This is a genomic window from Collinsella sp. CLA-SR-H006, assembly GCF_040097075.1.
Classification (GTDB): Bacteria; Actinomycetota; Coriobacteriia; order Coriobacteriales; family Coriobacteriaceae; genus Collinsella.
Genome location: NZ_JBBNPD010000006.1, coordinates 24,929 through 51,024, shown reverse-complemented (window position 1 = coordinate 51,024; position 26,096 = coordinate 24,929). Strand labels below are relative to the sequence as shown.

Sequence of the window (26,096 nt, the reverse complement as noted above, 5' to 3'; positions counted from 1 at the left end):
CCCAAGGCAAACGGGCGCAAACCGATATCGATTCGCGCCCGTTGTACAGGTTGCCTATCTGGGGATGCAGGGCCTAGTTGCCCGATGTCGTGCCTTGGCTTGAACTGTCAGATGTCGTGCCCGATGTGGTGCCACTCGAATTGCTGTTGTTGCTGTCTGCTGCGCCCGTTCCCGACGTGGTGTCGCTCGTCTGGCCTCCCGTGTTCGGCTGTGAACCGTCAGTCGTTTGGCTTGAGTCGGTCGTGCCGGACGGCGTGCCACTGTTGGCCGTAGAGGAATCGGTGCCCTGCGATTGGTTTTGGGTGTTCGAGGACGAATCGGTAGAGGTAGAACTGTCTTGCGTGCCGTCCGCCTGTGCCTGCTGATCTTGCGACTGGGTGTCGCCATTTACATCGCTCTCCGTCGTGCGCGACGACAGAATCGGCTCGGGGCGCTCGCCCAGACCCTCACCGGCGGTGGTGATAAGGATGGCACCGGTGCAGGCGATGACCGCGACGATGGCGATGGCGATCGAGAAGATGATGACCTTCTTTTGCGTCTGACTGCGCTCTGCCGCGGCCTTGGCGCGCAGGCTGTCAGGGGCGACGCGGGCCGTGGTCGCGCGCCCCGCAATCTGGCGCATCTCTTGCGTGGTCGCGGCGCCGCCCAGGTGCTCCTTGGCCTCAAACTCAACGGGCTCATAGGCGCCGGCGGGGTAGTCGACGGCGGCATGCGTGCCTTTGAGGGCTTTGGCGCTGGCAGAGATAAAGTGGCGGTAGACCTGCGAGGACACAACGGTGATGACCGAGCTCACGGCGGCGCCAATTACTGAACCAGCGATACCGATCTTGGAGGCAAGCGCGACGCTCGTGGCGGCAGCTGCGGCGCCGGCGATGATCTGGGGAATGGAAATGTCGTCGAATAGGCCCTTTTTGGGCGCGATGGCCATGGTCTGTCCGATGGAATGGTTCTCGTGCACGCCGTTGTTGAGCGATGCCGGTGTCATGACGCGCGTGCGCGGCGCGTCGGTGTACTTGGTTGTCATACGGGGTCCTCCCGGTGTAAATCTGCTTCGTTTCGTGTAGCCATCAGGGTACCCACCAGATGTGAATCGTACGTGACATTTAACAGATACCATCAACTCATCAAGGGGGGGCTTGCTGTCTTTGGCGAAATAGCTTGATGATAAACTGGACTTACGATTGCGAGGTGGTTTACGTGATGTACCCGTATATGACATTCGAAGACGGTACCGAGGTCATTCATTCTGACCTGATTACAGATGGCGATATCGAAAAGGTTATCGTGCATTTTGAGCGACCGACGGCAGAGGGCTTCGACTCCGCTCGTTGTGAGTTGCCTTCCTGTTCGTGGACTGACTGGGAAGGGCATTTTACTCAGAGTGAAAAACGAGCTTTCGAAGAGTGTTTGAGCAAATAATATAGATTAGTTCGAGTTTAGTTCGAATAAAGAAGCCGAATGCGACGACCTAAAGCGTATGCATTTTTAGTATTAGATGCGTATGAAATGGAGGATGTGAATGGATGAGCTAATAGACTTTAAAAAACGATTTCTCAAGAATGGCGAGCTGGTTTCAATTCCAAAAAAGGAAAGCTATAAAAGAATCATGCTGCTATGGGCCGTCTCTTTCTTTGAATTAAATACAAGTTATACGGAGCTTCAGGTTAATCGTGTGCTTTCACAGCTCTATCCTGATTATGCCGTGTTGAGGCGGTATTTGGTTGATTATGGATTCCTATTAAGGGATGAACGAGGCCTGAAATACGAGGTTAATCGTGATGTTCACGGTATTGAGAGCTAGCCGTCCGGTTCGGGTCCTATATATTGCTAGAGGGATAAGCGAAATAGGCAATTGGTGTGCGAATATTGCTTTGCCAATGCTGATTTACGAGGTAACTCACGATGTTTCTGCAACTGCTTTGATGGTCTGCTGCAGATTTGCCCCCTCTCTGTTTTCAGTTGCGCTCGCGCAGCTGCCTCAGAAGATGGGTATCGGGACACTGCAGGCCATGAGATTGGCAGACTTAATTCGCGCGGGATTATTCGTTTGCTATATTTTTGTTGATAGTAAATGGAGTATGTTTGCTATTACGTGCGCGGTATCGCTTTGCCGAACGGTTGAAATGCCCTGCTTTTACTCGTTGTTAAGAGCCAATACGAATAGTATCAATCGCGACGTAATTAATAATTCGTTTGGGTTTCTGCAGAATTTGATGATGGTTCTGGGGCCAGTTGCCGGCGGTTTTGTTGTCGCTCAATTTGGGGCGGAGGCTGTTCTTGCATTAGACGCGCTATCTTTTGCCGCGTCGTTCTGGTTGCTGCGAGATGTTCCGTCGGTTATCGAGGTTAATGATAAAGAGGGGATAAGCAAAAATGAAAAATACAGGACTGCATTTAGTGATCTTAGCGCGAAGCACTTGGCAATTGGTTTCCTATTAATCGATATTTCTAGTGGCGTGGCATTCGGCTCTCTGAATTCTCTTTTGCCAGCTATAGCGCAATTGCAATTTGACTCGTCATCGATACAATACGGATTCCTTCAGAGCAGTCTTACAATCGGACTGTTGTTCGGAAATACAATATATGGTCGTTTAATCAGTGGTTCCGATTGCGTTAAATCATATTGTTTTGTGACGTATCTTGCGCTCGGTGCGTATCTGGCGTTTGGCTATCGCTATGCGTCTGGGATATCGTTTATTTTCCTTTTTATCGTCGGTGCCGGAAACGCCATTCAAGATGTGCTTCTCATAACATCGCTGCAGGATTTGGCGAGAGACGGATCTGAATCGATAGGCCTGTTTTCAATTAGGGAGTCTTTGCAATCGGTTGCTGTTGTTATTTCAACACTCCTTGTTTCGCTGTTCACGAGCATCGCGATGTTCTCAATTCTCGTTACAGGACTTGGTGTATTTTCAATTATGATGGTAGTTGTGTTTCAATTGAATTATTTGCGAAAGATGTGACGTTGATATGCCTAAAACGCTTTTAGTATTTCCCCCAGGATGGAGTCCAGTGGGGCCGTATCTTGCCTTGCCTGTTTTGAAGTCATATCTTCAAGAGGTTGAACAATACAAAGTTGACATTGTTGACTTAAACGTGGAATTTTACGATGACCTCCTATCCTTTAGACATGTCGAAGAGTGCTGTAAAAGGTATCGGGAATCAAAGGATTCGTTTAGTTCGAATGTTCAATTAACAATCGACTTGATACAAAAGTCAGCACTTAATGTTGACGAGGCAAAAGATATTTTTAGATCGAAGAGATACTTCGATCTAAAAGAAAGACAATATGCTGAAAACATTTTTAGAAATGCACTCTATATCATAAATCACGTCTCATATGGAGTTAAATACACGTTCAACTCCATAGATCTGCCCTATGATTATTATTCGACACCAGAAATAATGAAATCGCTTGCGGATACCCTGCATAATCCGTTTATTTCCTTCTATGAAACTGCCTTTCTTAAGCGTATTCAGAGGGAAAAAATCGAGTTTATTGGGATTTCGGTGAGCGGCTGTTTCCAATTGATTTCTGCAGTTACGTTAGCGAAACTGATTAAAGAAGAATGTCCATCTGTTAAACACGTCTCATTGGGCGGCAATTACATTACTCGTTTAGCAGATGACTGCATGAAAGAATGGCATCCCTTTTTTGAATACATTGATTCGATAATGATGTATGACGGCGAAGAGCCGCTTGCACGTCTTCTTGAGGCTCTTGACTCTGGTGATGACAATCTCGACTGTGTTCCAAACCTTTGCCATGCTAAAGGTGGAAAGATATATAAAAACCATCGGATTGAGCAAACATTTATCAACGATACAGTTCCCGATTTCGATGGCTTCGCCCTTTCTAAATACTTCATGCCTGAGTTAATATTGCCGGTTTATTCCTCTAGGCAGTGTTTTAATCATTGCGCCTTCTGCACCATTCCCGGTGCTACCGGTGGTTGTTACCGAAAGATGCCTATATCGAGAGTATTTGAAATAATGTGTCGGTTAAATGAAAAATACGGCACGAGAGTTTTCTCTTTTGTGGATGAAACATTCGAAGGCAAAAGAATGGAGCAACTCGCGGATGAAATAAACGCATCGGGAAAAACGTTTTTCTGGCATGGAGAAACGAGGTTCTCTCCAACCCTAAGTACAGACGTTTTCAACAAGATATACCAAAGTGGATGTAGGCAGATTCAGTTTGGCCTCGAGTCATACAACCAAAGAGTTCTTGATCTAATGAAGAAGAACACGAGAGTTGATTGGATTGATCGCAATATCCATGATTGTCTCAATGCGGGTATTCCTGTTCATCTATTCTTTATGATTGGCTTTCCGACCGAAACTAAAGAAGAGGCTCTGAACACCTTAGCTTATACAGAGAATGTTTTGAATTATTCAAAACAGGTATGTGGTGTTCCATATTCCACGAGAGGATTTACGAATTTTGGTCTCGTTATGGGGTCGGATGTTTGGAATCATCCCGATAAGTATGGTGTCTCTGTAATGCCGAAGTCCCAATATGAGGATTTGCGCCTCGAAGTGGATTATGTTTCAGGCACTGGTTTAACTTTAAATGAAGCAAAATCCTTATCTGATGAGCATCATATTGATTTTTATATGCAAGAGGTCATAAACGGTAGCGACACAATTGACTTGCCCCAGCGGCTTCATATTTCAGAGGTGACCTGGATCCTAGATTCTATTCACGCTGTCAGGTATAAGGGACATTTGACCAAAGTAAAGCGACGGCTAACTAGTCTAAATCCAGCTGATCGAATCTGGCTGGATTCCAAGACCTCTGTCGTGCTCGTTGAGCCATTTGCCTACTTCTATAATTCTGAATACCATCATGTCTATGCTGTTTCCCAGTTGGTATACCTTAAGTTGGCCCGTTTATTGGAGGCCGATTGTAGCATTTCTCTTATTCTTGATCAGGGCGACCTCGAGCTGACAAGGGCGATAGAAGAACTGTTGCATTATGGATTGCTGAATACAAATATCGATGCCGATTATGTAATGCACGATAATGGTTTTCAATTGGTTAAAAGTTCGTTTGTTAAAGAAGTCGGACGCTCAAAAGAGGGGTTAAGAGTACTGCTGAGTTGTGCCACCCATAGAATGTGTGCGGTTAATGATTTTTCGTTCGCTTTGCTTTCGTTGTTTGAAAAGCCGATTACTAAGAACGAGGTGCGCGACATTTTGAAAAAAGAGGGACTATCGACAAACGAGGAGCAATTAAACAAGTTGGTTGATAATTGCATGAAAGCAGATATACTACAATTGATTAGATAGAGGAGGTTTCTGCATGGACGTTATTAATAAAGATCTCTTGGAGCAACTGAAAGAGTCTCAGGAAGAGGGCGTCGTGGTAGAAGTGTTCGACTTTGAGGACTACATGGATAAATTCTGCCATTAGTTTCGGAATTTACTTGCCTCGCTTAAAGGAGAAGTCGATTATCGATTTCTCCTTTTTTAATTAAAGATATTTTTGAAATACATGCTCTTAGCACAGGTTGGCCTCTCAGTAAACTGGGAGGTTGCTTTGGCTAGTTAGAGATATGTGAACGTCCGTTAGACTGAATCTCAGGGTAGAAGGGGCCTCCAGTGTCCAGATCAACAAGGCAATGCTGCGTTTCGACTAATAAGAACGATGGCTTTTTGCGTGTGGCGGCGGCGTCGCCGCAGATTCGCGTCGCCGATGTCGAGGGTAATGCCGAGGTTGCGCTGGCGGCTGTTCGCGATGCTGCCGAGCGCGGCGTTCGCGCGCTGGTGCTGCCCGAGCTTAACTTGTGCGGCTATACCGCGGCCGATCTGTTCCATAACCGCACATTACTGCATGCCTGCGAGGCTGCTTTGGTGCATATCCTCGATGAGACTCGTGAGCTGCCGATTGTCTTTACCATCGGCCTTCCCGTTGCAGTTGCCGAGAATATCTACAACTGCGCCGCCGTGTGCTGCGCGGGCGAGCTTTTGGGCCTCACGGCCAAGAAGTATCTGCCCAACTATGGCGAGTTCTATGAGCGCCGTTGGTTTGCGCCGGCACCTACCGATCCCGTGTGGGTTGAATTTGCCGGTCAGGGTACGGTCCCGCTGGGTTCGGGGCTTGTCTACCGTTGCTGTGATGAGGGCGCCGAGGACCTGGTGCTCGGTATTGAGGTCTGCGAGGACCTGTGGGTGCCGGCACCTCCTTCGACCGAGATGGCGCTTGCCGGTGCCACGGTGATTCTCAACCCCTCCGCTTCCGACGAGATCATCGGTAAGGCAGATTACCGACGCAGCCTCATATCCAACCAGAGCGCGCGCCTGTACTGCGCCTATGCCTATGCGGACGCGAGTGAGGGCGAGTCCACGACCGATATGGTCTTTGCGGGCGAGAACCTCGTCTATGAAAACGGATCTAAGCTCGCCGCCACGAAGCTCCTCACCTGCGATATGGCGGTGGCCGATGTCGATCTTGACCGCCTGGTTGCCGAGCGCCGCCGCTCGACGACGTGGACGCGCGCGGACGATGCGCCGGAGGCCACGATCGTTGAGTTTTCGTTTGAGGGCGTGCTGGCCAAAGAGCCTGTTCTGCGCAACGCCTGCGATATCGACCGCGTCTTTCCCCGTGCGCCCTTTGTGCCGGCCGACCATGGCGACCTGGCCGAGCGTTGCGAGACCATCCTCGACCTGCAGACTGCTGGCCTCAAGACCCGCCTTGCCCACACGGGCACCAAGGCTGCGGTCATCGGCCTTTCGGGCGGCTTGGACTCCACGCTGGCACTGCTTGTGACCGTGCGTGCCTTCGATGCGCTGGGACTGCCGCGTACGGGCATCACGGCGGTCTCCATGCCCGGCTTTGGCACGACGCATCGCACCAAGTCCAATGCCGAGTCGCTCGCTCGCGACCTGGGCGTGAGCTTCCGCGAGGTTTCGATCCACGCGGCCGTGGAACAGCACTTCAAGGACATTGAGCACGATCCGGCCGTGCAGGACGTAACCTACGAGAACAGCCAGGCGCGCGAACGTACGCAGATTCTGATGGACCTGGCCAACCAGGCTGGCGGTTTTGTCATCGGCACGGGCGATCTGTCGGAGCTGGCGCTCGGCTGGGCTACCTATAACGGCGACCACATGAGCATGTACGCCGTCAACGCGAGCGTGCCCAAGACGCTTGTGCGCCATCTGGTGCGCTATGCGGCCGATGTCTTTGGCGGGCGCATTGCCGAGGTCTTGCTCGATATCCTCGATACGCCGGTGTCCCCCGAGCTTCTGCCGCCCACGGGCGACGGCGAGATTGCGCAGAAGACTGAGGATTTGGTGGGCCCGTACGAGCTGCACGACTACTTCCTCTACTACCTGCTGCGTTTTGGCTTTGAGCCGGGCAAGATCTACCGCATGGCGCTCAAGAGCTTCGAGGGCGTCTACGACGCCAAGACCGTCTACACGTGGCTGCGTACGTTCTATCGTCGCTTCTTTGCCCAGCAGTTTAAGCGCAGCTGCCTGCCCGATGGTCCCAAGGTGGGCTCGGTGACGCTCAGCCCGCGCGGCGATTGGCGTATGCCGAGTGACGCCAGTTCGCGTCTGTGGCTTGCGCGGATCGACGCGCTCAATCCAATTGACTAAGGTTGGCCAAATTGAACCAATACGGGGTTTGCAAGCGTTACACTTTTGCAATCTGATGGCCCGTATCGCGCGGCGCTCTTGTCGGAGCGCCGCGTTTTTTATATCGAAAGGTGGCACCATGCAGGCATCGCAGCGTCTCGACCGCTTTGGCGCGGAGGTCTTCGCCTCGCTCAACAACAAGCTTCTCGCACTGAAGGCTCAGGGCAAGACCATTTATAACATGAGCGTGGGCACGCCCGACTTTAAGCCGTACGACCACGTGGTCGAGGCGCTGACCCAGGCTGCGCAGGACCCAGAGATGTGGAAGTATGCCCTGCGTGACCTGCCGGAACTCAAGCAAGCCGTGTGCGACTACTATGAGCGCCGCTTTGGCGTTTCGGGCATTACACCGTCCATGGTGCAGTCGTGCAACGGCACGCAGGAGGGCGTGGGTCATTTGGGCCTGGCCCTGCTCGATCCGGGTGACACTATTTTGGTTCCCGATCCGTGCTACCCGGTCTTTGAGGCGGGTGCCAAGATCGCCGATGCCAAGCTCGAGTACTATCCGTTGGTTGCCGAGCACAATTACCTGCCCTATGTGGCGGGCATCGATCCCGAGGTGGCCGATCGCGCCAAGTATATGATCGTGTCGCTGCCCGCGAACCCGGTCGGCTCGGTGGGCACGCCCGAGGTCTACGAGGAGATTATCGCCTTTGCCCGCGAGCATGATCTGTTGATCGTGCATGACAATGCCTACTCCGATATCGTGTTCGACGGCGAGCCGGGTGGCAGCTTCCTGCAGTACCCTGGCGCGCTCGAGGTGGGCGTGGAGTTCTTCTCGCTCTCTAAGTCGTTTAACGTCACCGGCGCACGCATCGGCTTTTTGGTCGGTCGCGAGGATGTGGTCTCGGCCTTTGCCAAGCTGCGCGGCCAGATCGACTTTGGTATGTTCTTCCCGATTCAGAAGGCTGCCATCGCCTGCCTGAACGGTCCGCGCGATGAGGTCGAGGCGCAGCGTCTGAAGTACCAGGAACGCCGCGATGCCCTGTGCGACGGTCTTGAGGGCCTGGGCTGGGAGCGTCCCAACGCGCATGGCTCTATGTTTGTGTGGGCCAAGCTTCCCGGTGGTCGCACCGATTCCATGGCGTTTTGCGAGGAGCTTATGGAGAAGGCCGGCGTTGTGGTGACGCCGGGCGCGAGCTTTGGCCCTTCGGGCGAGGGGCACGTGCGTATGGCACTGGTCCTGCCGCCCGATCAGATCGCTTTGGCTGTCGAGGCCATTCGCGAGGCTGGCCTGTATTAGAAACCTATTTCGACCCGTCAATAGCTCGAAACCGATTTCGTGCAGTTATTTTACGAATTCTGCAAACAATTTCGGTAAACGGTCGATTTTTGGCTGCGAATAGGAGCATAATCAAAGTCCCGATTGGATGTATTGGGATTACGGCAAGCCGCTCGGGTCGTTCCCGGGCGGCTTGTTTGTGGAGAGAGATGGGAGTTTCTAATGGTTAACGAGAAGAAGGTCGCTATTGTCGGCTGCGGTTTCGTCGGTTCGTCTTCGGCGTTCGCGCTGATGCAGAGTGGTCTGTTCTCCGAGATGGTCCTCATCGACGTGGACAAGAATCGTGCCGAGGGTGAGGCCCTGGATATCGCGCACGGCATGACATTTGCCGAGCCGATGAAGATCTACGCCGGCGATTATTCCGATGTCGCCGACGCCGCCATGATCGTCGTCACCGCTGGCGCTGCCCAGAAGCCCGGTGAGACCCGCCTGGACCTGGTCAACAAGAACGTCAGCATCTTCAAGTCCATTATTCCCGAGATTAAGAAGTCCGGCTTCAACGGCATTCTGTTAATCGTCTCCAACCCGGTCGATGTTCTGACCTATGCCGCCATCAAGATGTCCGGCCTGCCCGAGGGCCATGTCATCGGCTCCGGCACCGTGCTCGACACTGGCCGTCTGCAGCAGATGCTTGGTGCCCACGTCGAGGTTGACCCGCGCGATGTCCAGGCCTATGTCATGGGCGAGCACGGTGACTCCGAGTTTGTCGCTTGGTCCAGCGCTCAGGTTGCCGGCGTTCCGCTGAACACCTTCTGTGAGCTTCACGGCCACCTGGAGCATGAGGCTGCCGAGAAGCGCATCGCTGAGGACGTCAAGAACTCCGCCTACACCATCATCGAGAAGAAGCACGCCACCTACTATGGCGTCGCCATGGCCGTCAAGCGCATCTGCACCGCCGTTATGCGCGATGAGCAGACCGTTCTGCCTGTCTCCTCGCTCATGGTGGGCGAGTATGGCCTGTCCGATCTTGCCATCTCCATGCCGACTGTCGTTGGCCGCGACGGCGTTGTCTGCCGCGTCCCCGTGCCGCTGAACGATGACGAGCAGCATGAGCTCACCGTCTCCGCCAAGGCCCTCAAGGACATCATCGACAGCGTCGATTTCTCCTGCTAAATCAAGCTCGCTAGAGCGAAAAGCTACAATGAAGGCGTCCGGGTCCACACGGCCCGGGCGCCTTTTGGTGCAAAGTAACCTGACCCCAATGCACCATCCCAATACACCATAGTTGATGGGAGGGCCATGTCGGATTCGCCTAATTTTTTGACCTATGCCCAGACGGCGTTTGATCCGTTTGAGGAGCGGCCGTTCTGCGCGGTGGACAGCCTGGTCTTTGCGTGGTTGTCCTATTTGCGTTTGCCGGGTGATATGGCGGAGCTGACGAACTGGCAGGGCCTAGACGTACGCGAGCTGCTGCGTGCCGAGTGCTACCGGGACATGATTGACGACTTGTGGGACCCAGAGGGGAGCAGGGCCTTGCTGGAGGCCGTGGCAGCAAGTCCTCGCTACCGTGGCGTGCACGTTTGCGGCTATCGTGTCGTGAGCGATGTGGTGGCGACAGAGCAGTTTGCAGCCATGGCGTTCCGGTTTCCGGCAGGGTTTAGTTATCTTTCCTTCCGGGGGACCGATAGTACGATTGTGGGCTGGAAAGAAGACTTTAACATGGCGTTCCGGTGTCCTGTGCCGGCCCAGGAATCCGCGGCACGTTATGTGGACGAGGCGGCGGATGCGATTGACGGGCCGCTTTTGTGCGGAGGTCATTCCAAGGGCGGAAACCTTGCGGTGTACGGTGCGGCGATGTGCTCCGATGTCGCCCGTGAGCGAATCGAACGGGCGTATTCCCATGATGGTCCGGGCTTCGTCGAGGAGTTTCTGAACGGCAACGCCTTTGCCGATCTTTCCGGTCGAATCGACAAGACGCTACCTCGGTCGTCGATCTTTGGCATGATGTTCGAGACACAGGAGGACTATGCCATCGTTGAGAGCACCGAGTTCAGCCTGCTGCAGCACAATCCCTTTAGCTGGGTGGTTGATGGTCACGACTTCGTGTACTGTGAGCGCCTGTCTGCCGGTGCTCGATACGTTGATGGTTCCATTCGCGAGATGTTGCTTGCAGTGTCGCCTAGCGAACGCGAGCGTTTTGTAGATGCGTTGTTCTCCGTGTTTGAGGCTACGGGTGCTGAGCGGTTTGCGGATATCGCTGGGAATCTGCGCGAGAGCCTGCCCGTGATGCTCCAGGCTGCGCAAGGCTTTGACGAGGATACACGACGCTTTGTCTCGCAGACCATCGTAGCAATCCTTAAATGCGCACTGCTGCCCAAACGACCTCAGATCGACATGCCCGCTGCCGGCAAGAGTTTGGCAGAACAGCTCGAGGCTTGGCAGTCCGAGCTCCTGCGCTAACCATTGGTGCAAGCAACCTGTCCCCGATGCACCAATCTTCGAAGCGCCTGGGGCGGGCTCGACCGCTATACTGATTCGTGCCGAAATCGATCTAGAACGGAATGCCGTATATGAAAATCAATCACGCGATTCTGCATATCCTGGACTTTGACTCTGCCGTCAACGTCATGAGCCAGCGCGAGTTGGATATCGAAAGCCGTACTGTCCGCAACTTCGTGACCACACATCTGCGTCGCGCGCGCACTTCGGCCGATAACAAGCGTGCCACGTTTGCCGAGAACTCCGCATTCGGCGGCGAGCTCAAGAGCTATTTCTTTGGTGAGCGTGAGTTCGTGGACCTGTCGCAGCAGATTGCGGAGTTCATCTCTTCCGAACTCACCAAGGCCGAGAAAGCTGAGTCCACCGACGTGCTCGTGGCTGATTTTGACGACGATGAGGATGCCCGCTGGTTTGCCGTGATGCTGCTGGGCTCCAAGCAGGCCTTTATGCACGAAGTGGGCCGCGAGGAAGGGGAGGTGCGCAACGACATCGCGCGCCACTACGCCATTCTGCCGAACCCCTCGCAAAAGGTGCCGAGCTATGCCATCGTGCGCGCGAGCACCATGGAGATCGGCTATGTGGACAAGAAACGCAAGATCGCCGGCGAGGACCGTATGCTTATCCCCGATGGCCTGCTGCAGTGCGACACGGGCGTATCGGGCAAGGAGGTCATCGACACCGTGACGCGTGTGGTCGAGGAAGTCGCCGAGGAGCACGGTGCCAACACGGCTGTAGCACTCGCCAAGGTTAAGGCTGCTGTTGCCGAGAAAGTTGAGGATGACGAGGAACTGCCCCCTTGGGATATCGTCGATGAGGTCTTTGAGGACGAGCCGGTCATCAAGGAGAGCGTGCGCGCGGCACTGACCGAGGAGAAGGTGCCTGAGCGTGTGCCCGTGGAGCGCAAGCAGGTCGAACGCGCGGCGGTGCGCAATCACAAGATTCGTACCGATACGGGCATCGAGATCAGCTTCCCGGCAGAGATGGGTTCGAATTCCGAGTACATTGAGTTCGTCAATGAGCCCAACGGCCTCATTTCCATCGAGCTCAAGAACATCGGAAGTATTGAGAATCGATAAGCTGCGCTTGGACGTTGCAGAAAAACAAAGGCCGAAGCCCTTCGGGACTTCGGTCTTTTTTGTTTTCGGCTTGGTTGCTGACATTGCGCCGCAGGTTGGGCATACGTCAGCGAAAACGCCCCAGAGCGAGCAAGGTGACGTGAAAGAGGGGGGCATTGACCTTTTGGTCATGCCCGACGATTGAACGTCAGATTGCCGCTCTGGGGCGTTTGCAGCGTCGACTAGTTACGCGGTTTGGTGAAAACCGCGTAACCCTACAGTTGACGTAAGCCCTCTTCCAGGCCGGTCTTGCTGTTGGTCTTCTCGTCGCGCATCTTGATGACGCGGGCGGGGACACCGGCCACGACGGCACCGGCGGGGACGTCCTCGACGCACACGGCGCCGGCGGCAACTACAGCACCCTTGCCCACGTGCACGCCCTCCAGGACCACAGCATTGGCGCCGATCATGACATCGTCCTCGATGATGACGGGCGTGGCGCTTGCGGGTTCCACGACGCCCGCCAACACGGTGCCGGCGCCGATGTGGCAGTTCTTGCCCACGGTGGCGCGACCGCCCAGCACGGCGCCCATATCGATCATGGAACCCTCGCCGATAACGGAGCCGATGTTGATGATGGCGCCCATCATGATGACGGCACGGTCGCCAATCTCGACGCGGTCGCGGATGATCGCGCCCGGCTCGATGCGGGCGTTGATGCCCTTAAGGTCGAGCATGGGCACGGCGGAGTTGCGGCAATCGTTCTCCACATCGTAGTAATCGATGGAATCGGCGTTGGCGTCCAGGATGGCCTTAAGCTCATCCCAGTCGCCAAAGACGGTCTTGCCGCGACGACCGCCGTAGACATGTGCGTCGCCCCAGGCAACCTTCATGCCGGGCTTTTCGCGCACGTACAGCTTGACGGGCGTCTTTTTGGGCGCGGTGGCGATGTAGTTGATAATCTCTTGTGCATCCATCTCGGCTGCGTTACTCATTTGCTATCTCTCCTTTGGGTGGATTCGGTTGATACCTGGTTAGGCAAACATGACCTGGTCGAAGTTGTAGAAGCCGGGTTCGCGGGCGACGAGCTTCTGCGCGGCTGCCAGGGCGCCGTTGACAAAGATCTGACGGCTCGTGGCGCGGTGGGTGAGCGTGACCTCCTCGTCCTGGCCAAAGAAACTCACCTCGTGCACGCCGGCGACGGTGCCCCCGCGCAGCGAGTGCATGCCGATCTCCTTGGGGTCACGCGCGCCGCACATGCCCTCGCGGCCATAGACGGGGTGGTAGCCTGCCTCGGGTTCAGCTTCGACGACGGCGTCGAGCAACAACTTGGCAGTGCCGCTGGGGGCGTCGACCTTTTGGTTATGGTGCGTCTCGACGATTTCACAGTCAAAGCCGGGCAGCTCGCGTGTGGCCTGGGCCACTAGATGACGCAGGGCTGCGATGCCGATGGAGTAATTGCCCGAGTGCATAACGCGGGTGTTCTGGCCCAGCTCACGCAGGCGGTCCATCTGCTCGGGGGTGTAGCCTGTGGTGCCCGAGACCAACGCCGCGCCCGTGCGCTCGACATAGGCGACGACGGCATCGAAGGTCACGACGTTCGAGAAGTCGATAATCACATCGGCAGCCGGTGCGTTCTCGAGCTTGCTCAAATCGAAGCCAATCTGGGCCACGATATCAAAAACGGGTTGACCGGCGGCGTCGACAACGCCCTCGGCGGTGGTGCGGATGAGCGAGCCCATGCGGCCCGTTCCCATAATGACGGTCTTAATCAAGCAGACCAGCTCCCTTCAGAGCATCGGTAAGTGCAGCGCGCGTGTCGTCTGCCATGGGGCACAGCGGCATACGGTAGTTTGCCTCGATCATACCCATCTGGGCGAGTGCCTCTTTGACGGGGATGGGGTTGACCTCACTAAAGAGGGCATTGATGAGCGGCTGGCCGGCAATTTGGATATCGCGGGCACGCGCCACGTCACCGTCCAAATAGGCGCGGCACATGTCATGCACGAGCTGCGGCTGCACGTCTGCCCACACGCTGATGGTGCCCGAGGCGCCCAGGCTCATGAGCGGCACGGTAAGCGCGTCCTCGCCCGAGTACATGCGAAAGTCGTCTGACAGCAGGTGGGCGATCTTGGCCGCGTAGGCGACGTTGCCCGAGGCCTCCTTAATACCCATGATGTTGGGGTGCGCGGCCAGGCGCTCTACGTTGCGCTCGCTGATACCGCAGCCGCAGCGGCCGGGGATGTTGTACAGGATGCAGGGGATGTTCACGGCATCGGCGACGGTCTTAAAGTGCTGATAGATACCCTCTTCGTTGGACTTGTTGTAGTAGGGGGTAATGAGCAGCAGGCCGTCGGCTCCCAAGCCCTGGTAAGTAAGCGACTTGGTGAGCATGGTCTGCGTGGAGTTGGAGCCCGAGCCGGCAATGACGGGGACGCGTCCTGCAACATGCTTGACCACGGCGGCGACGACGGAGTTGTCCTCGTCGTCGGTCATCGTGGCGCTCTCGCCGGTGGTGCCCAGGGTGAGGATGGCGTCGGTGCCGTTTTGCAGGTGGAAATCGATAAGGCGCTCGAGTGCGTCAAAGTCGACACTGCCATCCTTTTTAAACGGCGTGACGAGGGCGACGATTGAGCCCTCGAGATTGCGGATGTCCATGTTCTTCTCCTTCGCGTCCGCGATCTGGATGCGTTTGTTCCATTGGGCGGCGACTGCCAGGCGCTCGTCTTGGGCGCGACGGCGGGCACTTTCGGCGCGCGACTTGGCCAGCAGCTCTCGGCCGCTCGGCAGCACGTCGAGCGTGGCAAAGTAATCGCCCGGGCGCTCGGCGCGGCGGATGAGGTCGGCCGAGCCATCGGGGCGCAACAGGACCTCGGCGGAGCGCAGGCGTCCATTGTAGTTGTAGCCCATGGAGTAGCCATGCGCGCCGGTATCGTGGATCACAAGCAGGTCGCCCATGTCGATATGCGGCAGCTCGCGATCGATGGCGAACTTGTCGTTGTTCTCGCACAGATTGCCCGTGATGTCGTAGGTGTCCGTGACGGGCGCTGTGGTCTTGTCGTCGCCACCCGGCTGGCCCATCACCGTAATGTGGTGGTAAGCGCCATACATGGCAGGACGAATCAGATCGACGGCACTGGCGTCCACGCCGATATAGTCCTTGTAGATCTGCTTCTCGTGGATGGCCTTGGTGACCAGGCATCCGTAGGGGCCCATCATAAAGCGACCCATCTCGGTGCAGATCGCCACATCGCCCATGCCGGCGGGGACCAGAATCTCGTCGTAGGCTGCGTGTACGCCCTCACCGATGGCGTGAATGTCGTTAGCCTGCTGCTCGGGCAGGTAGGGGATACCCACACCGCCGGACAGATTGATAAAGGCGACATGTGCGCCGGTCTCGCGCTCCAGGCGCACGGCAAGTTTAAAGAGGATGCGTGCGAGCTTGGGATAGTAGTCGTTAGTGACGGTGTTACTGGCAAGGAAGGCATGGATGCCAAAATTCTCGGCGCCCTTGGCCTTGAGCATGCGGAAGGCCTCAAAGAGCTGCTCGGTGGTCATGCCATATTTGGAGTCGCCCGGGTTGTCCATGATGCCGTTGGAGAGCTGGAACAGACCGCCTGGATTAAAGCGGCAGCTGACCGTCTTGGGGATGGGCCCCGCAACGCGCTCAAAGAACTCGATGTGGCTGATGTCGTCAAAGTTGACGATGGCACCCAGCTTGTCGGCGAGCTCAAAGTCGGCAGCCGGCGTGTCGTTGGACGAGAACATGATGTCGTGTCCCGTGATACCCAGTGAGCGGGCGATCATAAGCTCGGTATAGCTCGAGCAATCGCAGCCGCAGCCGTATTCGTTGAGAATGGAGATGAGCGCCGGGTTGGGGTTGGCCTTGACGGCAAAGTATTCCTTAAAGCCTGGGTTCCATGCAAAGGCGTCGCGCACTTCTTGCATGTTACGGCGGATGCCTGCCTCGTCGTATAGATGAAACGGCGTGGGGAACTGCTCGACGATATGCTCGAGTGTCTCCTTGTCCACAAACGGCTGCTTGGCCGCATATGCCTCGTTGGGGGTCAATGCCATGTCCCGTAAACCTCGCTATCCAGACGGCGCCATCTGCGCATCGAATCCGCATAGCGTGGACCCAATGTCCGGATAGCGCTCCCGCATTGCTGCAGACAGTCCTGTGGGTGTTTCCCACAGGCCCACCAGGTTGTTCGTGCCCGAAAAACCCAGTTCGGCGGGTTTCGCCTCCCCACGGGGTCAAAGCCTGCTGGCTCGCCCGCGGTTCTTCGTGCCCGCGCCTCTATCAAGTGGTAAAGACCCTATCACGTTGCACTTTACCAAACAAGAGTATTTGTATATAACGTTTAAAAAATGCAGCAATATGCTGGAAACATGTGTGCCACAATCCTGTATCACAATAAGTTGCAACAGATGTGCCTTACGAAGGGATTCTCTATGACCGAGCTCCAAGAACTCCGTCGCTATCGCCGCGATCTCCATCGCATTCCGGAGCTCGATTTCGATCTTCCGCAGACTATCGCCTATATCGAGGGCGTGTTGGCGCCGCTCGCTTGCGAGGTGACCCATCCGTGTCCCAGCTGCGTCTGCGCTTTCTTCGACGCTGGCGTTGGTGCCGCGCGTGCCACGGCGATTCGCGCCGATATGGATGCGCTGCCCATCGCGGAGGCGACGGGTGCGGCCTTTGCCTCGACGCATCCCGGCAAGATGCACGCTTGCGGACATGACGGACACATGGCCATGGCACTTGCCGCCGCGACGTATGTCGACCGTACGATTCGCGAGCAGCCGGGCGCCATTAGGCGCAACGTACTCTTTGTGTTCCAGCCGGCCGAGGAGACGACTGGTGGTGCCAAGACGGTGTGCGAGAGCGGCGTGTTCGAGCGCTACGGGGCGGATCGCATCTTCGGCTTCCACGTGTGGCCCGATCTGCCCGCCGGCACGTTGGCGAGCTGCCCCGGTCCGTTGCTGGCGCGTTCGAGTGAGACGCACATTCATATTCACGGGACGAGCATCCATATCGCTAAGACCTATGGTGTGCCGGTTGGGGAGTCGCACGATGCCGCGTTGGCGGCAGCGAAGTTTTTGGTTGCCGAGCGCAAGCTGATGGACGAACTGGGCACCGACGAGCCCTGCATTGGCAAGTTCGGCCTGCTGCAGGCAGGCACCGTCTGCAATGCGGTGGCGGGGGAGGCCCATGTTGCCGGTAGCTTGCGTGTGTTTACGGACGCCATGTTCGACCGTGCGCGCGGGGGCGTACGCCGCGTGCTGGACGATGCCTGTGCCGAAACAGGCTGTACGTACGATCTCGACTTTGCCGAGGGCTATCCGCCAGTCGATAACGACCCCGAGCTGTTTGCCTGCATTGCGCCTGCCTTGTCCGAGCTGCAACTTGTGGACGAGCCGCTGCTGATCGCCGAGGATTTCGCGTTCTATCAACGTCATCTGCCGGGCGTGTTCTTCTTGCTGGGCACGGGCGTGCCGGAGGGCCAAGACAACCCGAGTGATTCGGATGGCTGCCCCGCCTATGCCACAAGCGCCCTGCATACCGATAGCATGCTCTTTGACGAGGAAATCCTACTCAAAGGCCTCGATGTCTACAAACGATTACTTTCGCTTGACTAAGGCGTGAAGGACTATTTGTTCTAGAAAACACGAACAAACGTACGATATAATAGAGATGTAAGTCTATAGAAACGTTTGACGTTACTAACGTAAGGCGATACTATGATTGCATCGTATAAAGATGAGGATACCGAACGCTTTGCCATGGGTGTGCGGGTCAGGAGGTTCGTGCCCTTTGAGCGTGTTGCGTTGAGGAAGATTCGCCAACTGCAGGTTTGTGCTTCGCTTGATGATCTTCGCGTTCCACCGGGCAACCGCCTGGAAGCTTTGAAGGGCGTTCGTGCCGGTCAATATAGCATCCGTGTTAACGAGCGCTATCGGGTCTGTTTTGAGTGGAGACAGGAGATGGCTTGGAATGTCGAAATCGTCGATTATCACAAGTGATGAGACTTCGGCCGATTTGCTGTCGCCGGTGACTCCCGGTGAGCTTCTCAAAGAGGAGTTTCTTGTTCCCATGGGCATTTCTCAATATCGCCTTGCGAAAGAGACTGGGATTCCGGCTCAGCGTATCGGGCAGATTGTCTTGGGAAAACGTCGCGTGACGGCCGACACCGACCTCCGTCTTTGCCGTTATTTTGGCCTGACGGATGGTTATTGGCTGCGCGCTCAGGTGGCGTTTGACCTTGAGGCCGAGAAAAGGCGGATCGAACCGGAGCTGAATAAGATCGTTCCTGTCCAGCAGGCCGCTGCGTTGTAGTGCTCAAAGATATTGAGGTTGGAGTGACGATGGAACGACGCCGACAGTCTGCCGTTTATAGTCCCGGTGGGTGTGGATGCGGCTTGTTGTTGCTTCCGGTTATTGCTGTGAGCATTGGCGTGATGTTTGCGCTTGCTGGGCTGGCTGCGGCGGCACTCGTACTGTTTATCACTGCCATCGGCGTGACGATTTGGCTCTGCCGCAATCGCGAGCGACGCCGTGCCGACGGTAAAACCAATGTCGGCTGGGTTGTATTCCTGGTCATTGCGTACCCGCTGAGTGTCAGCTACCTGGTGTTCTTTGTCCTGTTGATGGTCAGTGCCTTTACCGGGGAATCCGTCACGGTGGGTTGATGCGCTGCCGGCAGACGGTCGCGCAAAGTGCGTTTGCTCGGCGTTTGGATAACTGCATTGGCCGTTTACCGCAACCTTAGCTCTCAGCTAATGAATTCAAGTTTAATCCTTCCTACGATGTGCTGTGTGCCGGCACGGTAGCCGGATCGTAGGAAGGATGAATAATGGCAAAAGAGGGAAAGAAGCCGATCGGTAAGATTGTCCTAGGCGTCATCGTGGTGCTGGTTATTGTCGGTGCCGTGGGCTCTATGGGCGGCAACTCAACCGATTCGCCTGCGAGCGATTCGGCAAAACCTGCCGAGACGACACAGCAGGCTGAGGAGCAAAAAGAACCGCAAGAACCGTATACCATTGCTGACGAGGCTGAAGACACTTCCAATCAGTTTGCCTATAAGATCACGGGGACGCTGACCAATAACACGGACAAGGAAAAGAGCTACATTCAGATTGAGTATGTTCTGTATGATGCTGATGGCAACCAGGTTGGAACGGCTCTTGCAAACACCAATCATCTGAAGGCGGGCGGCTCCTGGAAGTTCGAGGCGCTGGGCACGGTGTCTCCCGATCAGGTCGCCAGTTGGGAGCGTTCGGACGTAAGCGGTTTCTAGCATGTTGTATGCACTGGGGGAGGTGAAGTCGTATGCCCGATAAAAAGCTGACTGACGAGTTACTCAATGAGCTTCTCGACGCGCCAAACATCGATGGCTATATCAAAGAACACGACTTTGCCGCCCCGTCGCTTTCGAACTACCTGAAGCAGCTACTGCAGGAAAAGGGCTTGGAGCGCTCGCGCGTGGTTCGTATGGCCGATCTCAATGAGACCTTTGGCTATCAGATTTTTACCGGTGCGCGGCATCCGAGCCGCAATAAGGTGCTGCAGATTGCCTTTGCGATGGCGCTGACGCTCAAAGAGACTAACCGTGCGCTGACGGCTGCCGGGGTAAGCGTCCTTAACTGCAAGGACCGCCGCGATGCGATTATCATCTTTTGCATCGATCGCGGGTGCAGCCTCCAAAAGGTCAACGAGGAGCTGTATCGCTTTGGCGAGGAGACGGTGAGTTAGCGGCTGATATCTGAGCCGGCGGAGCTGCCGAACAACGATGCAAACGAACGGGGCGCGGATGCCATGGGGTGTCTGCGCCCTGCGCTATGATGGAGGCTATGGATACTCAGACCCCAACATATTCCGATGACGAGCTAACCGCAGCGCTTGCCGAGCACCTGGCGTCGCTCGATCGCGACGACAGCTATCGCGTGGAGCGTGTACTTAAGCGCTCGTCCGTTGAAACAACCGAGCTCGTGTACTTTGAAGGAACCGGCGGTGGTTCGCTCGGCCCCTTTGTCCGTAAACGCATCGATGCTTCGGCTCAAATCGGCGGGGCATACGAGCGCCTGTTTGCCGCTCAGCGGGCAGGCAGGCGTTTTGAGCACCTGCCCAGAATCGTCGATTGTCGTCATGTAGGCGATGAGCTTAACGTGGTTATGGAATACATCGAAGGGGAGACGCTCGGGGCGCTGGTGGACCGTCTGGGAGTTACCCCCGATTATGCACGTGAATTGTATCCTGCCCTTTGCGACGCCGTGGGCGAGCTCCATGCCGGTTTTGCAATGGCGGGGGAGACGTCGGCGCCGGTGATCCATCGCGACCTCAAGCCGTCGAATATCATCGTGACAGGTGCCAACTATACGCCTGATGACGGCCTGACGTTTTCATCGCTGGTGATTATCGACTTGGGGATCGCGCGCGTATGGCGCGATGGCGCCGATGCCGACACCGTCAAGTTTGGCACGCGACCCTATGCACCGCCCGAACAGTATGGGTTTGGGCAGACGAGTGTGCGCAGCGACGTCTACGCACTTGGCGCTCTGCTGTTCTTCTGCTTGACGGGAGTCGCCCCTAAACCAGGGCTCGACATGCGCGAGCAATGCGAGGCGCGCGGCATTCCCACTCCACTTGCCGATGTCATCTGCATGTCGATGGCGCTCGACCCGGCCAAGCGTTTTGCGAGTGCGGAAGCGTTGGGACGGGCGACGCGCGCGGCATACGATCTGAGTCGCCCCGTGCGGCCTCCTGCGCCTGTCCGTACTCCGGCCTCGGAGACGGCGTTGACGCCCCAAGGGCTCCAGAACCCCGCAGGGCTTCCTAGGCCTGCCGCCTCCGCTGCATGCGGCCTGCTCTCTCGCGTTCCGGAGTCTCTGGGGCGCATTTGGAATACGCTCGTCTGCTTCTCGTTGCTTGTGTTCTTTGTCGGAAGTCACTTTGCCGTCTTTCACCCCACCGGAGCAAACCAAAGCTACCCGACGTGGCTTCTCATAATCGAGTATTTTTTCTTTGTCGATGGCCTTATGGTGCTTATGCATTTTGCGCTGTTCGATAAGCGCCGTCTTCGTCGGCGATTCGCACTGCTCGACAGCTATCGCGGCAAGAAACTCGCGAAACTCTGGCTCAAGGCATTGGGTGTGCTGCTCCTATGCATGATTGTCATAGTCGCGGTTGCCAATGCGACCGGCGTCGTCGATACTTCCGCCACCTAAAAGAAAAGGGCCCCATTGGGGCCCTTTGCAGTTGCACTTAGATGCGGTTCATCTGAGCGGCGACTTTGTTGTACCAGTCCTGCCACGTGGGCGGGCAGTACTTTTTGGCCGCTGCCGGGGTAAGGGTGGAGCCGTAGTTGGCGCCCAGATAGGCAACGTGAGCGGAGATGCCCTCGCTCCAGCTGCCAAAGCTGCGCCAACCGCCGCCACGTGCACTCCAGCCCCAGGCGTTGTAAGAATTGGCGCAATAAGCACCCTTGGTGCTCTCGATGCAGGCGATGGCGGGGGACCAACGGGGGTCGACACCGGTATTCCAAGCGGCGACGGCAAAGTTATAGCCTTGGCCTGCCATGGGGGAGCCGGCGAGATAATTGTCGATGCGGCCTGTCCACTCATTAATGAACGAATCGTAATCGGAGCTACCAGTATTGGAGCTGTTCACCGTGGTGTCGATGGTGGTGTTGGTGTTGGTGGCCTGGCTGCTGGAATTGCTGCCGCTTACGCCCTCGCCCAAGAGCTTCTCGGCGGCAGCGGCCTTATCGGCCTCAAGCTTGGCAAGCTCGGCGGCATTTTCCTGCTCGGCTTTTGCCTGTGCCTCGCTGCGGAGCTGCTGGGCCTGCGCCAGCGCATCCTCGGCGTTTTTCTGCTCTGCCTCAAGCTGAGACTTGGCCTGCTGGAGCTCAGCCTTGTTCTGCTCGAGTTCGGTTTGCATGTTATTGAGCTCTTCGATCTCGTCGACGCTCGAGCTCGTGATCTGGTTGGTGTATTTGCAAGTCGTGATGAACTCGCCCAGGCTCTGCGCATTGACCAGGAAGCTCACGATAGGATTGGTGCCCTTCTGATACTTGTACAGATCGCGCATGGCGGAGCTTGCCTTGGCCTGCTGCTCGGGAAGCTTAGCCTCGATTTCCTCGATGCTTGCCTCATTGGAATCAATCTGCTTTTGCAGGTCATCGAGTTTGGTGCGGGCGTCGTTGTAGGCGCTCGTGGCGGCTTCAATCTTCTGCTGGGCTGCGGAAAGCTGGTCCTGCGTTGCCTGCGAGGCGGCATACGCCGCAACGGGGGAGAGCATCGGCGTGGCCGTCAGCGCAACGGCGAGCACGGCGCTCGTGATGATACGAGCCGGCTTCGACGCAATGAGCGCTGCGGTGCGATGATTCGAATGCTGCATCCAGTCCCTCTGCAATCAATCGTAGGTTATGGTTCGAACGGTATTCTACTACTGCTTTCGACCTCAACTTGAACCTTAAAGGTTCCAAAGGGTCAAGTTGAACTTGAGGCTTTGGCTTTGACCTGCAGTTATGATGAATTGTTGAGAAACCATAGAGTTCAACTTTAACGTTACAGAGCTCTGTTTGAGAGGGGTTTTGGGCTGTAAAAGCCATCTCAACGTGGGGTTTTATAACTACAGCGTGCCCTTCTGGCGAGCCTGCTCAATCTCTTCGAGGGCCTCGGCGGGGGTGAACGAACAGGTGCCGTCGCCGAGTTTGATTACCTGGATATCGTCGCCGGCGTAGACCTCTCCGCCCTTTAGTACCACGCCAAAAACGCCCTCGTGGGGAAAGATGCAGTCGCCGGCGAGATAGTAGATGGCACAGCGTGTGTGGCAGACCTTGCCGATTTGGCTGATTTCGACAAGCACCTCGCTGCCAAGCTTGAGCTGTGTGCCCAAGGGGAGCGAGAGCAGGTTGATGCCCCGGGTTGTGAAGTTCTCTCCGAAGTCACCCTTGCGCACATCGAGTCCGCGGGCCTGCGCCGTCTGGATGGACTCTGCGGCCAAAAAGGAAACCTGACGGTGCCAATGCCCGGCGTGTGCGTCGGAGGCGAGGCCAAATTGCTCTATAACGGTGTCGTGTCCATCGGCGACGGGCGACTTGCGCGTGCCCTTGTGTGCCGACGTGTTGATCGAGACGATGCGGGCGGGTCCGTTGTAGGCGTCGTTTGCCGTGCACAGGGGAGCGGTCGCTTTCGCACGTTCCGCCAGCTCGCGCTTCGCGGCATTGAGGATAGGATTATCGGTCGGATGGTCTTGGGGCACGTGTGCGCCTTTCGTTTGAGGATGTCAATACGCTGAATCCTACAACAATGGTAGGTTCATTGCCCATTGTCATACAACGGTGAGCGCCGTCTTCGTGCTGGCCTTCGTGCTGGACGATTACGTCGATTGCCATAGATACGGTGGAGCTTTGGGCGCCGGCGGCTTGGCACGCTAGAATAAATCAGTTGCGCAAAGACCGCCCGTTGTGTGGGCAGTTCATGATAGGAAGTTTCCATGGCATTGCAATTTACAGAGCGCGAGTTCATTCCCGTGCTGCTTGGTGGCGACATCAACGCCTATTCGGTGGCGCGCGCCTTCTACGAGGAGTACCAGGTCAAGAGTCTGGTCTTTGGCAAGTATCAGACGGGTCCCGCGTACCGCAGCCAGATTATCGACTACACGCCCAACGTGGATATCGACACCATGCCCGTGATGCTCAAAACCGTCAACGGCATTGCCCAAGCGCATGCCGACAAGACGATTGTCCTTGTGGGTTGTGGCGACAACTATGTCGCTCTCGTGGCTCAAGCCAAAGATGCTCATGAGCTGGCGGATAACATCGTCGCTCCCTACGCGCCCTACAGCATGCTCGAGCAGTGCCAGAAGAAGGAGATCTTCTACGAGCTGTGCGAGAAGCATGGTGTGCCCTATCCGCACACGTTTACCTTTACCAAGGCGATGCTTAATGCCCAGGGTGAGGCGCCTGCCGAAGTGCTCGACCAGATCGATTTTCCTTACCCGATGATTCTGAAGCCTTCTGACGGCATCATGTGGTGGCAACATGAGTTCGAGGGTCAGAAGAAGGCCTATGAGATTGCCGACCGCGCCGAGCTGGAACAGGTCATTCGCGATTCGTATGCCAGCGGCTACACCGACGATCTGATCTTGCAGGACCGCGTGCCCGGCAACGACGAGTACATGCGCGTGCTCACCAGCTATTCCGACCGCAACGGCAAGGTGCGCATGATGTGCCTGGGCCATGTGCTGCTCGAGGAGCATCAGCCCCACGGTGTTGGCAACCATGCCTGTATCATTACCGAGCCCAACGACGAGCTCATGGGCGGCGTGCGCAAGTTGCTCGAGGACCTTCACTTTGTGGGCTATTCCAACTTTGACGTTAAGTACGACGAGCGCGACGGCTCGTTTAAGTTCTTCGATTTCAACACGCGCCAGGGCCGCAGCAACTACTACGTTACCAACAGCGGCTTTAACGTTGCCAAGTATGTGGTGGACGAGTATGTGTTCAACCGTCCGTTTGAGCCGGAGTTTGTGACGGCTCAGGACGAGGCCCTGTGGATGGTCGTCCCCATGGGCGTCGTCGACAAGTACGTCAAGGATCCCGAGTTGCGTGCGAAGGTGCATCGCCTGGACAGGGAAGGTAAGGGCGCCGACCCTTCGTTTATGAAGGGCGACTTTGTCTTTAACCGCTGGCTGCGCATGTGGCACACCAAGCTGCGCCACTTTAAGCTGTTCAAGACGTATTACAAGTAGATGAGCGCGGCGCCCGTCCGGTTTGCATCGGGCGGGCGCGGGTATGATACGCGCAATTGCGCAAGCGTCACCAAGGAGGCGGCGATGGAAAAGCTGGGAGTTATCGGCGGCATGGGCGCCGAGGCCACGTCGTATTACTACGACCAGGTGGTGCGTCATACGGCTGCTGCCTGCGATCAGGAACATATCGACATGGTGGTGCTCTCCAAGTCGACCATGCCCGACCGCACGTTGGCCATTAAGACCGGCGAGCATGCTAAGCTGCTGGCGACCATGAAAGAGTGTGCCCAGGCACTCGAGTCGCTGGGCTGTGCGCACATTGCCATTCCCTGCAACACGTCGCACTACTTCTACGACCAGATCCAGTCGTTTACGAAGGTGCCGATTATCCATATGCCGCGTGAGTCGGTGCGCTATGCTCTGGCCGGTGCGGTGATGGGGGAGTGCGAGTTCGACCCCAACCTGAGTATGCCGGCCGAGCCAGTGCACAAGATTGGCATCATGGGCACCGACGGAACCGTGGGCGCGGGCGTCTACGGCCGCGAATGTAAGGCTGCGGGTGTTGAGGTTGTCTATCCCAGCGAGAAACGTCAGAACGATGTGATGTCGCTTATCTACGATGATGTGAAGGCCGGACGTGAGCCCGATATGGATAAGTTCGACCGCGTGATGTGGGAGTTCGCCCGTAGCGGCTGCGACCGTGTCATTCTGGCCTGCACCGAGCTATCGGTGCTGCAGAAGTACCGAGAGATGCCCGAGATCACCCTCGACGCCATGGATGTCCTGGTGCGCGAATCCATCATCCGCAGCGGCGCTCTCTATCGCCTCTAGCTTCCGACCTGCCAAAAAGGGACAGGTTAATTTTGGTAGGTTTTATCTGGTGAAACAGTAAAGGCCTCGGCTCGTTTGGTGCGAGCCG

General features: G+C 56.3%; 23 protein-coding genes and 1 riboswitch. Of the genes, 17 read left to right on the top strand and 6 right to left on the bottom strand.

The features are described from left to right. Positions 1-73: 73 nt before the first annotated feature. Positions 74-1,024 carry a hypothetical protein gene (locus AAA069_RS04815; RefSeq protein ID WP_349127701.1) on the bottom strand — a complete coding sequence of 317 codons (951 nt, stop codon included), beginning with the start codon at positions 1,022-1,024 and terminating at the stop codon, positions 74-76. A gap of 495 nt (positions 1,025-1,519) precedes the next feature. Here AAA069_RS04815 and AAA069_RS04810 point away from each other — a divergent pair, with 495 nt between their 5' ends. The 8 genes from AAA069_RS04810 (at position 1,520) to AAA069_RS04775 (ending at position 12,441) form a co-directional block, all read left to right on the top strand. Further along, positions 1,520-1,801 carry a DUF2087 domain-containing protein gene (locus tag AAA069_RS04810; protein ID WP_055251466.1) on the top strand — a complete coding sequence of 94 codons (282 nt, stop codon included), beginning with the start codon at positions 1,520-1,522 and terminating at the stop codon, positions 1,799-1,801. Next, positions 1,779-2,963 (top strand): MFS transporter, encoded by a 1,185-nt coding sequence (locus AAA069_RS04805; RefSeq protein WP_148332709.1) that lies wholly within the window; start codon positions 1,779-1,781, stop codon positions 2,961-2,963. The genes AAA069_RS04810 and AAA069_RS04805 overlap by 23 nt, the downstream gene beginning before the upstream one ends. Before the next feature lie 7 nt (positions 2,964-2,970). Further along, positions 2,971-5,292, top strand: coding sequence for a radical SAM protein (locus AAA069_RS04800; protein ID WP_349127700.1), 2,322 nt, complete (start codon positions 2,971-2,973; stop codon positions 5,290-5,292). Positions 5,293-5,604: 312 nt separating this feature from the next. After that, positions 5,605-7,605: an NAD(+) synthase gene (locus AAA069_RS04795; protein ID WP_349127699.1), complete on the top strand. Its 2,001-nt coding sequence runs from the start codon at positions 5,605-5,607 to the stop codon at positions 7,603-7,605. 118 nt (positions 7,606-7,723) lie between these two features. Further along, positions 7,724-8,887 carry an aminotransferase class I/II-fold pyridoxal phosphate-dependent enzyme gene (locus AAA069_RS04790; protein ID WP_006234344.1) on the top strand — a complete coding sequence of 388 codons (1,164 nt, stop codon included), beginning with the start codon at positions 7,724-7,726 and terminating at the stop codon, positions 8,885-8,887. 201 nt (positions 8,888-9,088) lie between these two features. Beyond that, positions 9,089-10,039, top strand: a complete 951-nt coding sequence (locus tag AAA069_RS04785) for an L-lactate dehydrogenase (RefSeq protein WP_349127698.1) — start codon at positions 9,089-9,091, stop codon at positions 10,037-10,039. Between the two features lie 126 nt (positions 10,040-10,165). Then, positions 10,166-11,326, top strand: coding sequence for an Mbeg1-like protein (locus tag AAA069_RS04780; RefSeq protein WP_349090807.1), 1,161 nt, complete (start codon positions 10,166-10,168; stop codon positions 11,324-11,326). Positions 11,327-11,436: 110 nt separating this feature from the next. Continuing rightward, positions 11,437-12,441 carry a nucleoid-associated protein gene (locus AAA069_RS04775; RefSeq protein WP_316367139.1) on the top strand — a complete coding sequence of 335 codons (1,005 nt, stop codon included), beginning with the start codon at positions 11,437-11,439 and terminating at the stop codon, positions 12,439-12,441. 254 nt (positions 12,442-12,695) lie between these two features. Here the strand turns inward: AAA069_RS04775 and dapD are convergent, their stop codons facing one another. The 3 genes from dapD to dapA are packed head-to-tail and all read right to left on the bottom strand — an operon-like array spanning position 12,696 to position 16,497. Then, a complete protein-coding gene (gene dapD, locus AAA069_RS04770; protein WP_230317452.1) occupies positions 12,696-13,415 on the bottom strand; it encodes a 2,3,4,5-tetrahydropyridine-2,6-dicarboxylate N-acetyltransferase in 720 nt (239 codons plus the stop codon). A gap of 39 nt (positions 13,416-13,454) precedes the next feature. Then, positions 13,455-14,195: a 4-hydroxy-tetrahydrodipicolinate reductase gene (dapB, locus tag AAA069_RS04765; protein ID WP_349090806.1), complete on the bottom strand. Its 741-nt coding sequence runs from the start codon at positions 14,193-14,195 to the stop codon at positions 13,455-13,457. After that, complete coding sequence (dapA, locus tag AAA069_RS04760; protein WP_349127697.1) at positions 14,188-16,497, bottom strand: 4-hydroxy-tetrahydrodipicolinate synthase; 2,310 nt, start codon at positions 16,495-16,497, stop codon at positions 14,188-14,190. The genes dapB and dapA overlap by 8 nt, the downstream gene beginning before the upstream one ends. A gap of 65 nt (positions 16,498-16,562) precedes the next feature. Further along, a riboswitch (Lysine riboswitch) is annotated at positions 16,563-16,731 on the bottom strand. Positions 16,732-16,875: 144 nt separating this feature from the next. On the opposite strand from dapA, the gene AAA069_RS04755 reads away from it, so the two are divergent. The 7 genes from AAA069_RS04755 to AAA069_RS04725 all read left to right on the top strand — a co-directional run bounded on the left by AAA069_RS04755 (position 16,876) and on the right by AAA069_RS04725 (position 21,648). Next, a complete protein-coding gene (locus AAA069_RS04755; protein WP_349127696.1) occupies positions 16,876-18,063 on the top strand; it encodes an N-acetyldiaminopimelate deacetylase in 1,188 nt (395 codons plus the stop codon). A 102-nt stretch (positions 18,064-18,165) separates the two neighbouring features. Then, a complete protein-coding gene (locus tag AAA069_RS04750; RefSeq protein WP_349090803.1) occupies positions 18,166-18,447 on the top strand; it encodes a type II toxin-antitoxin system RelE/ParE family toxin in 282 nt (93 codons plus the stop codon). Further along, positions 18,419-18,760, top strand: coding sequence for a HigA family addiction module antitoxin (locus AAA069_RS04745; protein WP_055309779.1), 342 nt, complete (start codon positions 18,419-18,421; stop codon positions 18,758-18,760). The genes AAA069_RS04750 and AAA069_RS04745 overlap by 29 nt, the downstream gene beginning before the upstream one ends. Positions 18,761-18,843: 83 nt before the next feature. After that, positions 18,844-19,113, top strand: a complete 270-nt coding sequence (locus tag AAA069_RS04740; protein WP_349127695.1) for a hypothetical protein — start codon at positions 18,844-18,846, stop codon at positions 19,111-19,113. Positions 19,114-19,277: 164 nt separating this feature from the next. Continuing rightward, positions 19,278-19,721 (top strand): FxLYD domain-containing protein, encoded by a 444-nt coding sequence (locus AAA069_RS04735; RefSeq protein ID WP_347478277.1) that lies wholly within the window; start codon positions 19,278-19,280, stop codon positions 19,719-19,721. Positions 19,722-19,753: 32 nt separating this feature from the next. Then, positions 19,754-20,176: a hypothetical protein gene (locus AAA069_RS04730; protein WP_022094127.1), complete on the top strand. Its 423-nt coding sequence runs from the start codon at positions 19,754-19,756 to the stop codon at positions 20,174-20,176. A gap of 98 nt (positions 20,177-20,274) precedes the next feature. Then, on the top strand, positions 20,275-21,648 hold the full coding sequence (locus tag AAA069_RS04725) for a protein kinase (RefSeq protein WP_349127694.1): 1,374 nt from the start codon (positions 20,275-20,277) through the stop codon (positions 21,646-21,648). Between the two features lie 37 nt (positions 21,649-21,685). Here AAA069_RS04725 and AAA069_RS04720 read toward each other — a convergent pair whose 3' ends face one another. Both AAA069_RS04720 and AAA069_RS04715 read right to left on the bottom strand, forming a co-directional pair. Then, entirely contained in the window at positions 21,686-22,819 is a 1,134-nt protein-coding gene (locus AAA069_RS04720) for a hypothetical protein (RefSeq protein WP_349127693.1), read from the bottom strand. A gap of 234 nt (positions 22,820-23,053) precedes the next feature. Next, a complete protein-coding gene (locus tag AAA069_RS04715) occupies positions 23,054-23,686 on the bottom strand; it encodes an MOSC domain-containing protein (protein ID WP_349105275.1) in 633 nt (210 codons plus the stop codon). A gap of 234 nt (positions 23,687-23,920) precedes the next feature. On the opposite strand from AAA069_RS04715, the gene AAA069_RS04710 reads away from it, so the two are divergent. Continuing rightward, on the top strand, positions 23,921-25,177 hold the full coding sequence (locus tag AAA069_RS04710) for an ATP-grasp domain-containing protein (protein ID WP_349105277.1): 1,257 nt from the start codon (positions 23,921-23,923) through the stop codon (positions 25,175-25,177). 84 nt (positions 25,178-25,261) lie between these two features. Then, positions 25,262-26,008 carry an aspartate/glutamate racemase family protein gene (locus AAA069_RS04705; RefSeq protein WP_349105278.1) on the top strand — a complete coding sequence of 249 codons (747 nt, stop codon included), beginning with the start codon at positions 25,262-25,264 and terminating at the stop codon, positions 26,006-26,008. Positions 26,009-26,096 lie beyond the last annotated feature (88 nt).